Source organism: uncultured Arthrobacter sp., from assembly GCF_964021775.1.
GTDB lineage: Bacteria > Actinomycetota > Actinomycetes > Actinomycetales > Micrococcaceae > Arthrobacter.
The window spans coordinates 79,201-91,688 of sequence record NZ_CAXHZI010000002.1 but is presented as its reverse complement, the minus strand read 5'-3'; the positions used below and the strand labels follow the sequence as shown (position 1 = coordinate 91,688).

At 70.1% G+C, this 12,488-nt stretch carries 10 protein-coding genes; 4 read left to right on the top strand and 6 right to left on the bottom strand.

Going from position 1 to position 12,488, the window contains the following annotated elements:
• Positions 1-62: 62 nt before the first annotated feature.
• Positions 63-1,262, top strand: a complete 1,200-nt coding sequence (gene glgA / locus ABIN76_RS02310; protein WP_346958106.1) for a glycogen synthase — start codon at positions 63-65, stop codon at positions 1,260-1,262.
• A 111-nt stretch (positions 1,263-1,373) separates the two neighbouring features.
• Here glgA and ABIN76_RS02305 read toward each other — a convergent pair whose 3' ends face one another.
• Complete coding sequence (locus tag ABIN76_RS02305) at positions 1,374-3,557, bottom strand: acyl-CoA dehydrogenase (RefSeq protein WP_346958105.1); 2,184 nt, start codon at positions 3,555-3,557, stop codon at positions 1,374-1,376.
• 110 nt (positions 3,558-3,667) lie between these two features.
• Entirely contained in the window at positions 3,668-4,378 is a 711-nt protein-coding gene (locus tag ABIN76_RS02300) for a TetR/AcrR family transcriptional regulator (RefSeq protein ID WP_346958104.1), read from the bottom strand.
• Positions 4,379-4,440: 62 nt separating this feature from the next.
• On the opposite strand from ABIN76_RS02300, the gene ABIN76_RS02295 reads away from it, so the two are divergent.
• Genes ABIN76_RS02295 through ABIN76_RS02285 form a run of 3 tightly spaced genes read left to right on the top strand, consistent with a single transcriptional unit; the run spans position 4,441 to position 8,072 of the window.
• The gene (locus ABIN76_RS02295; protein WP_346958103.1) at positions 4,441-5,811 is read left to right on the top strand and encodes an acetyl-CoA C-acetyltransferase; all 1,371 of its coding nucleotides are present in this window, start codon (positions 4,441-4,443) and stop codon (positions 5,809-5,811) included.
• Positions 5,812-5,820: 9 nt separating this feature from the next.
• On the top strand, positions 5,821-7,161 hold the full coding sequence (locus ABIN76_RS02290; protein WP_346958102.1) for a 3-oxoacyl-ACP reductase: 1,341 nt from the start codon (positions 5,821-5,823) through the stop codon (positions 7,159-7,161).
• Entirely contained in the window at positions 7,158-8,072 is a 915-nt protein-coding gene (locus ABIN76_RS02285; protein ID WP_346958101.1) for a MaoC/PaaZ C-terminal domain-containing protein, read from the top strand. Before ABIN76_RS02290 ends, ABIN76_RS02285 begins: the two co-directional genes overlap by 4 nt.
• Before the next feature lie 89 nt (positions 8,073-8,161).
• Here ABIN76_RS02285 and ABIN76_RS02280 read toward each other — a convergent pair whose 3' ends face one another.
• From ABIN76_RS02280 to ABIN76_RS02265, 4 genes are all read right to left on the bottom strand, one after another.
• Entirely contained in the window at positions 8,162-9,322 is a 1,161-nt protein-coding gene (locus ABIN76_RS02280) for an aromatic acid exporter family protein (protein ID WP_346958100.1), read from the bottom strand.
• A gap of 69 nt (positions 9,323-9,391) precedes the next feature.
• Positions 9,392-10,540 (bottom strand): serine hydrolase domain-containing protein, encoded by a 1,149-nt coding sequence (locus ABIN76_RS02275; RefSeq protein ID WP_346958099.1) that lies wholly within the window; start codon positions 10,538-10,540, stop codon positions 9,392-9,394.
• 42 nt (positions 10,541-10,582) lie between these two features.
• Positions 10,583-11,644 carry a glutathione S-transferase family protein gene (locus ABIN76_RS02270; protein ID WP_346958098.1) on the bottom strand — a complete coding sequence of 354 codons (1,062 nt, stop codon included), beginning with the start codon at positions 11,642-11,644 and terminating at the stop codon, positions 10,583-10,585.
• A gap of 48 nt (positions 11,645-11,692) precedes the next feature.
• Positions 11,693-12,466, bottom strand: coding sequence for a M50 family metallopeptidase (locus ABIN76_RS02265; RefSeq protein ID WP_346958097.1), 774 nt, complete (start codon positions 12,464-12,466; stop codon positions 11,693-11,695).
• Between the last annotated feature and the right edge of the window lie 22 nt (positions 12,467-12,488).

The following is a 12,488-nucleotide window of genomic DNA, read 5'->3' as shown; positions in this document are numbered from 1 at the left end:
TCCGGTGTGCCCGGACCTCTTCACACTAGAACAGATCAGCCGGAAGGACTACCTTGGGGTTTGTGCGAATAGACATTGTGACCAAGGAATTCCCGCCCGAAATCTATGGGGGCGCCGGCGTCCACGTGGCCGAACTCAGCCGGGTGCTGGCCCAGAGGGTGGATCTGCAGGTGCGGGCCTTCGGTGCGCCGCGCACCCCGGACTACCACGGGGCGACCGTAACGTCCTACGCCGTGCCGGAGGATCTGGCCGGCGCCAACGCGGCGGTGCAGACCCTCGGCGTGGACCTGCGGATCGTTCCGGACATCGCCGGCGCGGACCTCGTGCACTCGCACACCTGGTACGCCAACATGGCGGGGCACATCGCCTCGCTGCTGCACGGCATCCCGCACGTGCTCAGCGCGCACAGCCTCGAGCCGCTCCGGCCCTGGAAGGCAGAGCAGCTCGGCGGCGGCTACGCCCTCTCGTCCTGGGTGGAGAAAACCGCCTACGAGTCCGCCGCCGCGATCATCGCCGTGTCCGAAGGAATGCGGCAGGACATCCTGCGCAGCTACCCTGAGGTGGACCCGGCCAAGGTCCGCGTGGTCCACAACGGCATCGACGTCAGCCTCTGGAACCGTGACGAGAATGACGACGTGGTCCGTGCCCTGGGCATTGACCCGGCGCGGCCCAGCGTGGTCTTCGTGGGCCGCAACACCCGGCAGAAGGGCGTCCCGTACCTGCTGCGGGCCGCTGCGAAGCTGCCCGCCGACGTCCAGCTGGTGCTGTGCCTCGGCGCCGCGGACACGCCGGAACTCGCCGCGGAGACCGCCCGGCTGATCGAGGAACTGCAGGGCCAGCGCAGCGGCGTGATCCTCGTGGAGCGGATGCTGCCGCGCAACGAACTGGTCCAGGTCCTCAGCCACGCCACCGCGTTTGCCTGCCCGTCCATCTATGAGCCGCTCGGGATCGTGAACTTGGAGGCGATGGCCTGCGGCGCCGCGGTGGTGGCCAGCGCCACCGGCGGCATCCCCGAGGTGGTCCAGCACGGCGAGACCGGTTTGCTGGTGCAGCTTGAGCAGGTCACCGACGGGACCGGCACCCCGCTGGATCCGGAGAAGTTCGTGACGGAGTTCGCCGCGGCCCTGACCGAGGTGGTCTCCGACCCGGCCCGCGCCCGCGCGATGGGCCAGGCCGGCCGCCGCCGGGCCGAGGAGCACTTCTCCTGGGAGTCCATCACGGAGACCACCCTTGAGGTCTACCGGTCGGTCCTCCCGCAGTAGCAGCGCCTGCAATGGAAGACCGCAACAACGACGACGGCGCCGCCCCGGCCATGGGGCGGCGCCGTCGTCGTGCGGTGCTGTCAGTTCGCCGCACCGTTTTTCGCCGCGCTGTTATTTAGTGCGCTGGGCCTTGCCGAGGGCCTTCCCGGCCTGGGCCTTTCCGGGGGCCTTGTCTTCCCGCGCTGTGCGGGCCAGCAGGATCTTCTCGTCCAGCGGCGCCTGGCCGCTGGCGCGCTGCTGGCGGAAGAATTCCCGGGCTTCGTCCTGGCGGGTTTTCTCCGCCCCGGTGGCGATCGCGGCGCGGAGGTGCTCCGGGCCGAAATCGAAGGCGTCCACCAGGTCCAGGGCGTGCGGGCGGAGCTTGACGAGGAGCCGGTTGATGTATTCGCCCACGGTGCGGGCGCGCTGCATGGAGAGCCGGCCGTTCATCAGGTACCAGGACAGGTTTTTCTCGATCAGGGACAGGCCGAACAGGTCGCGCAGCCAGGTCAGGACCGCCTTGGTGCCGGGGTCCGCGACGTGGCCCAGCGCCTCGGTGAAGGCCTCCCACTGCAGCAGTTCGGCGTGTGCCTGGGCCGCCTCGATGAGCTCGTTCTGGTGGCTGTTGAACAGCGCCGCGGCCTGCTGTTGCGGCAGCTTGTTCGCCCCCTTCAGCGCGGAACCGACGTCGGCGACCATGGCCTGGACCCGCTCGGTCAGCAGGGCCCGCTGGCCCGCCTCGTCCTTGATGGCGCTGGCGGCTTTCTGGACCGAACCGGAGTCCGCCACAAACTGGGCGACGCCGCGCAGCCCGGTCCGGTGGATGGCCGCGCCGGTGGCCTGGCCCACGACGTAGCGGGCCAGCACGCCGAAGTCCACGTTGCGGAATTCCTTGGCGTAGTCGGCCAGCAGGCGCTTCGCGACCAGCTGCAGCAGCACGGTGTTGTCGCCTTCGAAGGTGGCGTAGACGTCCAGGTCGGCGCGCAGCGAGGCGAACCGGTTCTCGATCAGGAAGCCGGCGCCGCCGCAGGCTTCGCGGCACTCCTGCAAGGTGTCGAGGGCGTGCCAGGTGCTGAGCGGTTTCAGCGCCGCGGCCAGGGTTTCGAGGTCCTGGCGGTCCTCGTCGGTGTCGTTCCGGCCGGAGAACACGTCGTCGAACTTCTGCAGCAGCTGCTCGCTGGCGAAGCTGGCCGCATAGGTGGTGGCGAGCCGGGTGAACAGCCGGCGCTGGTGCCGCTGGTAGTCCAGCAGCACCTCCTCGTCCGTGGCGGAGGAGGCGTTGAACTGGCGGCGTTCGGAGGCGTACTGGATGGCAGTCTTGAGGGCCAGTTTCGACGCGGTTACGGCGGCGCCGTCCAGCGACACCCGGCCCTGGACCAGGGTGCCCAGCATGGTGAAGAAGCGGCGCCCCGGGCTGGCGATGGGCGAGCTGTAGGTGCCGTCGGCGTCGACGTTGCCGTAGCGGTTGAGCAGGTTTTCCCGCGGTATCCGTACCTGGTTGAAGTGCAGCCGGCCGTTGTCGATGCCGTTCAGGCCGCCCTTGACCCCGTCGTCCTCGCCGCCGATGCCGGGAAGGAATTCCTTGGTCTGCGGGTCGCGCAGCTCCATGTAGAACGCGTGCACGCCATGGTTGATGCCGTTGGTCACCAGCTGGGCGAAGACGACGGCGGCCAGTCCGTCGGTGGCCGCGTTGCCGATGTAGTCCTTCCAGGCGGCGCGGAACGGTGTGTGCACCACGAATTCGCCGGCGACCGGGTCGTAGGTGGCGGTGGTGGCGATGCTGGCGACGTCCGAGCCGTGGCCGGTCTCGGTCATGGCGAAGCAGCCGGGGATCTCCAGGCTCATGATGCCCGGCAGCCACTTCTTGTGGTGTTCCTCGGTGCCGAGATGGTTCACGGCGGAGCCGAAGAGGCCCCACTGCACGCCGGCCTTGATCTGCAGCGAGGGGTCGGCAATGACCAGCTCCTGGAAGCCCGCCACGTTGCCGCCGTGCTCGTCCGCGCCGCCGACCTCCGCCGGGAAGGCGCGGTGCACGGCGCCGTTGTCCACCAGGATCTTTAGCTGGCCGAAGACCCGCTGCCGGTGTTCGGTGTGGGTCAGCCCCTCGGTCTTGTGCAGTTCCGGCCGGCCGGCCAGCTCGCGGGCCTGCCGGCGGACCGCTGCCCACTTGCCCAGCAGCTGCTCGCCGAGCGCGGCGACGTCGACGGCGGGGGTTCCGCCGGCATGGGTTCCGGCGGCGGAGGCGGCCGGCGGGGTGCTGGTTCCGGTGGCCGGGGGAGTGAGGCGGCCCGCAGCGCGGTCGGCTAGTTCAGTCATGTCGATTCCTTCGTTGGCACTGACATTGCGGTTTCTGGCAACTTGCGGTGCTGGCAATTTGCCGCTTTGGCGATTGATGGTTGGCAGTAAGAGGTTCGGGCAGTGGTGGTCTAGGGCCGGGTGTCCGGTGCGGGGCCCGGCGGGTCCTGCAGTTCGGGCGCGATGCCGAAACAAAGCCAGTCGGTGATCTGGCGGGCCATCGCTTCCTGGCCCGGCTTGGCCGGGGAGGCCGGACTGGCCAACCACTGTTCGCCCGCGCTCCGGACCAGGCCGATCGCGGCGTTCGGCCAGAAGCCGATCACGGCTTCCTTGCCCGGAACGGCGCGCAGCTGGTTCCGCATGGGCAGGGCGATCATCTCGCTGATCGCAGCGAAGAAATGGCCCAGCGCCCCGGCCGCGGCGAGGGAACCTGCGTGGCTCTCGGCGTCGCCGGGTGCGTAACGGGTGACAAAGGTGTAGACGTTCGGGCTGGTCTCGGCCATTTGCAGGTAGGCCGAGACCATGGCGTACAGCCCTTCGCGCGGGGTCTGGGCGGCCTGGGCGGCTTCCTGGATGCGCCGCTGCATCTGGTTCAGCACCACTTCGCCCACGGCCTGCTGGAGACCGGCCTTGTCGCCAAAGTAGCGGTAGAAGACAGACTTGGACGTCCCGGCGGCCGCGGCGATGTCCTCCATCGAGGCTTCGCTACCCAGTGCGTGCACTGCCTTGCGCGCGGACTTGATCAACTCGCGGCGCCGCTCCTCGCGGTGGGACTGCCAGCGGGAGGCGCGGCCGTCGACGGGGCCGCCCGGAGCGGGGGGTTCAGCCTGGAGGATGTTCACGATACCCAGCGTATCAGGTACGCTGGGTATCAGTAATCCGCTTTGATCAAAGGAGACAGCACATGCCTGAAAACGGAACGTCCACGACCGGACCGAAGGACAGCACGGGGCCGGCCGCAGCAGCAGCCGCGGCCCCGCAGCTCCGCAAGGCCGTGGTGGTCGGCGGCAACCGCATCCCCTTTGCCCGGACCGGCGGCGCCTACACGAAGTCCTCCAACCAGGACATGCTCACCGCTGCCCTGGACGGACTCATTGCCCGGTTCGGCCTGCAGGACGAGCGGATCGGCGAGGTTGCTGCCGGGGCGGTCCTGAAGCATTCCCGCGACTTCAACCTCACCCGCGAGGCTGTACTCGGCTCGGCGCTGTCCGCCGAGACCCCCGCGTATGACCTGCAGCAGGCCTGCGCCACCGGCCTTGAGACCGTGCTGGGCCTGGCCAACAAGATCAAACTGGGCCAGATCGAGTCCGCCATTGCCGGCGGCGTTGACTCCGCCTCGGACGCCCCGATCGCCGTCAGCGAGGGGCTGCGCGAAATCCTGCTGGACCTGAGCCGCGCCAAGACCCTGCCGCAGCGGCTGCAGGTGCTCAGCCGGCTCCGGCCCAAGGACCTCGCCCCGGACGCCCCGAACACCGGCGAGCCGCGGACCGGACTGTCCATGGGCGAACACCAGGCGCTCACCACCGCGCAGTGGAAGATCACCCGGGAGGCCCAGGACGAACTGGCGTACAACAGCCACCGCAACCTGGCCGCGGCCTACGACGCCGGTTTCTTCGATGACCTCCTCACCCCGTACCGCGGGCTCAGCAAGGACTCCAACCTGCGCCCGGACACCACGCTCGAGAAGCTCGCGGGCCTGAAACCGGTCTTCGGCAAGAACCTCGGCGCTGAAGCGACCATGACGGCCGGCAATTCCACCCCGCTCACCGACGGCGCTTCCACCGTGCTGCTCGCCACCGAGGAATGGGCCGACGCGCACGACCTGCCGAAACTGGCCACCGTCCTCGACGGCGAGGCTGCCGCCGTCGACTTTGTCCACGGCAAGGACGGCCTGCTGATGGCGCCGGCGTTCGCCGTCCCGCGCCTGCTGGCCCGCCACGGCCTGGGCTTTGCGGACATCGACTTCTTTGAAATCCATGAGGCCTTCGCCGGCACCGTGCTGAGCACCCTGGCCGCGTGGGAAAACGAGGAGTTCTGCCGCACCCGGCTCGGCCTCGACGGCGCCCTCGGCAGCATCGACCGGGCCCGGCTCAACGTCAACGGCTCCTCCCTCGCCGCGGGGCACCCCTTCGCCGCCACCGGCGGACGGATCGTCGCCTCGCTGGCGAAGATGCTGCACGCCAAGGGGCAGGTCGACGGCCGGCCGGCACGCGGACTGATCTCCATCTGCGCCGCCGGCGGCCAGGGCGTCGTCGCTATTCTCGAAGCACACTAGGGGAACCGAATGACTGACAAATACACCCAGTTCGTGAGCAAGGGCCTCGGCAAGGACATCGCCCGGAAGCTCGGCCTGCCGCAGCCCGTAGCGCTCCGGCGTCACCGGCCCGGCCAGCCGCTGGTCCAGGGACCCGTGCTGGTGCAGGGCACCGGCAGTGGCGCCGATGAACTCGCCGCCGCGCTGCTTTCCTGGGACCTCGACGTCCGCCGCCACGCCGTGCCGCGCGAGAAGCTCGGCGCGATCATCCTGGTGCTGGACGAGGCGACCCGGCCGGAGGACCTGGAAAAGCCCGTGCTCAACGCCGCGGCCTCGCTCCGGGACCTCGCCGCCAACGCCCGCGTTCTGACCATCTCCCGCGCCGCCGCGGGCACCGCGGATCCGGCCGCCGCGGCGGCCCGGCAGGGCATCGACGGGCTGCTGCGCTCCCTGGCCAAGGAACTGCGCGCCGGCGCAACCGGCAACGGCATCCTGCTGGCCAACGACGCGCGGACCACGAGCCCCAGCGCCCTGGGCGCGCTCCGGTTCTTCCTCTCCGGGCGTTCCGCTTTCGTGGACGGCCAGTTCCTCACCGTTTCCTCCGAGGCCGGTCAGCTGCCGGCCGACGCCGAGAAGCCGCTGGCGGGCAAGGTTGCGGTTGTGACCGGAGCCGCCCGCGGAATCGGCGCGGCGATTGCCCGCACGCTGTACCGCGACGGCGCCACCGTCGTCGCCGTCGACGTCCCGGCCGCCGGGGACCACCTCGCCAAGGTCGCCAACGAGGTGCACGGTACCGCCCTGCAGCTGGACATCAGCCGGGACGACGCCGGACAGCGCATCATCGACCACGCCGTGGAGCGCCACGGCGGGCTGGACATCGTGATCCACAACGCCGGCATCACGCGGGACAAACTGCTCGCCAACATGGACCAGTCCCGCTGGAGCTCGGTGATTGCCGTGAATATCGCCGCCCAGCTGCGGATCAACGAGGCGCTGCTGGCCTCGGAGCACTTCCGGAACTCTCCGCGGATTGTCTCCGTTGCCTCCACCAGCGGCATCGCCGGGAACCGCGGGCAGACCAACTACGCCGCGTCCAAGGGCGGCGTAATGGGCATGGTCCGTGCCACGGCGCCGCTGCTCGCCGCGCACGGCGGCTCCATCAACGCCGTCGCGCCCGGTTTCATTGAGACCGAGATGACGGCCCGGATCCCTTTCGCCACCCGCGAGGTGGCCCGGCGGCTCAATTCACTGCAGCAGGGCGGCCAGCCCGGGGACGTGGCGGAGGCCATCGCGTTCCTGGCCAGCGACGCCGCCGGCGGGATCTCCGGCGAGGTGCTGCGCGTCTGCGGGCAGAACCTGGTGGGCGCATGACCGGCAGGCAGCCTGTAATCCTGGCCGAGATGCCGTCGCTCTCCAAGCTGTACGTCAACGCCGCCGCCACCGCGGCGCGCCGCCGGCTCCTGGGGGCGCACGCCGGCACGCAGCTTCCCGGTGTCAGCCACGAGGTCCGCGGTGTCAAAGCCGGAGTCACGAACCTGACGGCCTACCAGCACCTGATCGGCGAAACAGCCAGCGATGTGCTGCCGGCCGGATTCATCCACGCCCTGACGTTCCCGCTGTCCATGTCCGTGATGAACCGGGACGACTTCCCGTTGCCGCTGCTGGGGATGATCCACCTCACCAACAAGGTGGTCCAGTCCGCCCCGGTGCTGTTTACCGAAGCGCTGGACATCCGTGCCTGGGCGGAAAACCTGCGCGGGCACCGGTCCGGCACCCAGCTGGACGTGGTGGCGGAGGTGCGCGGGGCCGGGGAGGACTTCGTCCGCTGGCGCGGCGTCTCCACCTACCTTGCGAAGGGTGTGTTCCTGCCGGGGATCGACAAGCCGTCCGCGGCCGCCGCGCCCGGGGGGTTCCGCGTGCCGGATCCGACGGCGTTGTGGCAGCTCGGCGTGGACACCGGCCGGGCGTACGCCGCCGTTTCCGGTGACTTCAACCCGATCCACCTCAGTGTCCTCAGCGCCAAGGCCCTGGGCATGCGGCGCTCCATCGCGCACGGCATGTACCTCGCCTCGAGGGCGTTGGCCGACGTCGGCGCCGCCAAGGGCGACGCGTTCAGCTGGGACGTGGCGTTCGAGGCGCCGGTGTTCCTGCCGGCGAGGGTGGCGCTGGACATCAGTACCGTGCAGTCGGACGACGGAGCGTGGCTGCGCTCCGAGTACGTGGCGTGGAGCCCGCATTCGGGGCGCAAGCACTTCAGCGGAGCGGTGGCGTCGCTGAAGTAGCCCGTGCAGCTGTTCAACGGCGGCGGCGGCCGTTCCCGGAAGTTTCGGGGACGGCCGCCGTTCTGCTGCCGCGGCTGGCTGTGTGGCGGCTAGCTGGGGCCCGCGGGCGCGGCATCCGCTTCGCGGTTTCCACCGCCTGGTTTCGCCACGCGCATCATCCGGTGCAGGCTCAGCAGGATCGACTCGACGGCGCTGGGGGCGCCGACGGAGTGGTCCTCGGCCGCGACCCGGGCGGTAAAGGCCTTGACCGCGGAGTCGGCTTCCTCGATGAGTTCGGCCTGCCGCTGTGGTTCCTCCTCCTCGGCGGCGCGCAGGACGTCGCCCACCAGGGTCATGGCCTCGGCAAGCGGCTCGGCGTACCCGTCGGGGATCACAAAGGGGGTGTCCGTCGCCCAGATGACGTCCGAGAGCACCTGCGTCACATCCTGGATGTGGAAGGTTAGCCGTTCCAGATCGCGCAGGTCGCGGTAGTCCGCCTCCACGTCGCGGGGATGCAACCGGCGCCGCGGATTGGCTTGGCGGCTCGCGTCCGCTTTCTGCACGGCGGCCCGCACGGACCGCGCGCGCCCGGCGAGCGCCTCGGAGCGGCGCGACCAGTCCTCATGTTCCGGCGGCCAGTTCTCACGCAGGGCCTTGCCCATGTCCCAGAGCTGCTGCGCCAGCGCCAGCCGCAGCTCGGCCAGGCTGAGTGCGGCGGCCTTGAAGTGCAGCGGCGGGAAGACGAGCAGGTTCACCACGATGCCGACGCAGACTCCGACGCCCATCTGGAAGAGATAGCCGAAGGAGAACTTGTCCGGGTTGTGCCCGCCGACCAGCAGCACCAGCAGCGCCGCCGTCGGGATCCAGTCGCTGCCCGAGCCGATCCGGGGCAGCCCGGCGAGGATGACGCCGAGTCCCATCACGATGGCGACGGTGACGGGACTCGGGTCGCCCAGGCTGAACAGCACAAAGGCCAGGCCGATCCCGATGGCCAGTCCGACGAGGGTCTGGAAGCCCTGGCGCATGGAACCGGAAACATTTTCGTACATCGCGACCAGCGCGCCGAGCGGGGCGTAGTACGGGTAGTCCGCCGCGGATCCGGGCATAAACGGGGCAATGAAAAACGCCAGGCCGGCGGCAATCGCCGCCTTCGTGGCCAGTTGCAGGCGCGGCCACAGCAGGGCAGCGGACACACTCCCGGCCGCGGCGCGGCCCAGCCGGCGGATTCGCGAGGGGTGTGCTCCGTCGACGTGTTCTTTTTCGTGTGCCATCCCGGCTCACCCTAGGGCCGCGTCGTTGCTGCGACAACTGGACGAACTCCGCCGGCGCCGCTGATGGCGTCAGGCGCAGGCGTGGCAGGCTTGCCGGACCGCGGCGGAGAGCCGGTGGGCCTTGCCGCCGGTGCGGCCTTGCTCACTGCGCCGGGGGACGTAGCCGAAGCCGATCCCGTAGCCCGGGTCGGCGAAGCCCAGCGCGGCGTTGGCGCCCTCGTGGCCGAAGGCGAGGTGGCTGCCGAAGTCCCGGCCGGGCTGCGGCTTCATAAACACCACGGCGAACGCATTGTCCTGTCCCGAGGAACGGTCCAGGCCCCAGACCTGCTCTTCGGCCATCAGCCCGATGGTCGCGGGCGCCAGGAAACCGGGACCGCCGTCGACGCCCGTGGTGGCCGCGGCATAGAGCCGGGCGAGCCCTTCCGCCGAGCCGGTCCCCCCGGCGCTGCTCATGCCGGCGGCACGGACGCTGCGGTGGTTGGGCAGCTCCATGATGCCGCTGACCGGAGCGTTGCTGTTCAGGCCGGCATAGCCGAGCGGGTCCAGCCACTCCGCGGCCGGGTCATCCGTGTAGAGCACCTCCCGGAAGCGCGGCTCCTCCCCGGCGGGCAGGCCCAGGAAGAAGTCGATGCCGAACGGACGGCGGAGCCGGTCATCGTAGAGTTCCTGCAGCGGCGCGCCCGCGGTCCTCCTGCAGAGTTCCTCCATCAAAATGCCGATGGTCAGCGCGTGGTAGCCGAAGATGTGTCCCGGACGCCACAGCGGCGCGGCGTCGGCCAAGCGGCGGGCGGCTTCCGGCGTCGTGAACTCCTCGAGCGAGAAGCCGCCAGGGATACCCGGCAGGCCCGCCTGGTGGGAGAGGGCCTGCCGGACGGTGAGCCTGTCCTTGCCGCGGGCGCCGAATTCGGGCCAGTAGGACGCCACGGTGGCGTCCAGGTCCAGCAGCCCGTCCTGCACCAGCAGGGCGATGACGAAGGCCGCGGCGCCCTTCGAGCAGGAGTAGGTTCCGGTGATGTCACCCGGGCCCAGGCCGGGACCGCCGCTTAGGTCAAGGACCTTGGCGCCTCCGCGGTACACCGCCAGCTGCGCACTGAACTCGGGGTCCTGGGCCAGGAACGTGTCAAAGAGTTCACGGACGGCCGCAAACTCCGGGTCGGCGGTTCCGACCGAGAGTGACGGAGCCAGGGGCTGCGCGGCCGGGGTGGGGGAGAGTTTCATGGCCCCACCGTAGCGCCGCCCGCCGGCCGGCGCCGCCGGTGTTCAGCCGGCGCCGTGTCCGGCGGTGACTTCCTCGCCGGCCCGGACGGGGCCGGGCGGCGTACCGTCGCCGAAGGGGCGGCCGCCGAGGGCTTCCCGGCCATGCGCCGTGAGCCAGTTGCCCAGCGCCGGGCCCTTCGGGACGACGCCGGTGGGGTTGATGTCCTCATGGACGATGTAATAGTGCTGCTTGATCTGCACGAAATCCGTGGTGTCGCCGAAACCTGGGGTCTGGAACAGATCGCGGGCGTAGCCCCACAGCGCAGGCATTTCGCTGAGCTTCTGCCGGTTGCACTTGAAGTGCCCGTGGTAGACGGCGTCGAAGCGCGCCAGCGTGGTGAACAGCCGGACGTCCGCTTCGGTGATCGTGTCGCCCACGAGGTAGCGCTGGCTGGTAAGCCGATCCTCCAGCCAGTCCAGCGCCGTCCACAGGCGGTCGTAGGCGGCGTCGTAGGCGTCCTGGGAGCCGGCAAAGCCGCAGCGGTAGACGCCGTTGTTCACCTCGGTGAAGACGCGCTTGTTGACGGCGTCGATCTCTTCGCGAAGGGCCTCGGGGTAGAGGTCCGGGGCGCCGGCACGGTGGTACTCGGTCCACTCGGTGGAGAAGTCGAGGGTGATCTGCGGGAAGTTGTTGGTCACCACCGCGCCGCTGGGGATGTCAACGATGGCCGGGACCGTGATGCCGCGCGGGTAGTCCGGGAAGCGGCGGAAATAAGCCTCCTGGATCCGCTCAATGCCGAGGACGGGGTCCTTGCCGCCGGGGTCAAGGTCGAAGGTCCAGGACCGGGCATCGTGGGTGGGTCCGGGCTGGCCAAGGGAGATCACGTCTTCCAGTCCCAGCAGCCGCCGCACAATCACGGTGCGGTTGGCCCAGGGGCAGGCCCGGGCAGCGACCAGCCGGTAGCGTCCGGGCTCAACGGGCCAGCCGGGCTCGCCGTTGGCACCCGGGGCGCCGTCGCGGGTGATCCGGTCCTCGATGTAGTTGGTGTCCCGGTTGAACTCCGCGCCGCCGGTGACGTAGGCGCCCCTGGTGCTGAATTCCGTGCTTGTGGTTGTCTCACTCATGCCCCCAGCCTATGTGCAGTGCCTGGCGGGCGCATGCTGGGGGCGTGCCTAGGGCAGCAGGCCGGCGAGGACGGGTGCCATCGGCTGCCAGGCGGCCCACCAGGCCGCTGCCACCACCAGCGCGAACAGTCCAATCCAGGCGAACGCCGGCAGCGGCGTGGACCGGGACAACAGGTACGCGTCCGACGTCGAGAGCCGGTTCCGGTGTCTGGTGTGCACCGCCGCCAGCTTGCCCAGGTCCCGGACGGCGGCCACCAGCAGCGCGAGGCCCAGGCCGATCATCACGTGGCCAATAAACACCGCCGGGACGAACAGCACTAGCAGCACCGCGGCGAGCACCGCCGCGGCCGTAATCAGTACACCGGCGCCGTTGCGCAGGAAGGCAAAGGACAGCAGCAGCAGGAGCGTGCCGGCCGACATCGCCGCCGGGCCCCAGCCATTGAAGCCGGACCAGACCATCGCGGCGCCCACCACGGCGGGGACCGGGTAGCCCCAGAACGTCGACCAAACCGCGGCCAGCGGGCGGCGGCTGTAGCTGGTGGTGGTGCCGGAATGGTCCAGGCCCAGCCGGATGCCGCCAAGCCGCTGCCCCGTCATCAGGGCGGCGAACGCGTGGCCCAGCTCGTGGGTCACGGTGGCGAGCAGGCCAAAGTACCGCCAGCTGGCGCGCGGCAAGGACAGCACGACGGCGACGGCGACCACCAGCAGAAGCTCGGTACCGGTCACCACCGGAGCGGGGGCGTGGCTGAACCCGGCCACGATCCGCTGCCACCACGTGCCGGCGAGGTCGTTGGCGGCGAGGGCTGTTGCGTCAATGCTCATGGGGGACTGCGACGCCTTCCCG

What these genes read in the sequence shown, in the direction of transcription:
- ABIN76_RS02305 (WP_346958105.1), bottom strand. Translation starts at nt 3,557, where the DNA reads ATGACTGAACTAGCCGACCGCGCTGCGGGCCGCCTCACTCCCCCGGCC.
- ABIN76_RS02295 (WP_346958103.1), top strand. Translation starts at nt 4,441, where the DNA reads ATGCCTGAAAACGGAACGTCCACGACCGGACCGAAGGACAGCACGGGG.
- ABIN76_RS02290 (WP_346958102.1), top strand. Translation starts at nt 5,821, where the DNA reads ATGACTGACAAATACACCCAGTTCGTGAGCAAGGGCCTCGGCAAGGAC.
- ABIN76_RS02285 (WP_346958101.1), top strand. Translation starts at nt 7,158, where the DNA reads ATGACCGGCAGGCAGCCTGTAATCCTGGCCGAGATGCCGTCGCTCTCC.
- ABIN76_RS02280 (WP_346958100.1), bottom strand. Translation starts at nt 9,322, where the DNA reads ATGGCACACGAAAAAGAACACGTCGACGGAGCACACCCCTCGCGAATC.
- ABIN76_RS02275 (WP_346958099.1), bottom strand. Translation starts at nt 10,540, where the DNA reads ATGAAACTCTCCCCCACCCCGGCCGCGCAGCCCCTGGCTCCGTCACTC.
- ABIN76_RS02270 (WP_346958098.1), bottom strand. Translation starts at nt 11,644, where the DNA reads ATGAGTGAGACAACCACAAGCACGGAATTCAGCACCAGGGGCGCCTAC.
- ABIN76_RS02265 (WP_346958097.1), bottom strand. Translation starts at nt 12,466, where the DNA reads ATGAGCATTGACGCAACAGCCCTCGCCGCCAACGACCTCGCCGGCACG.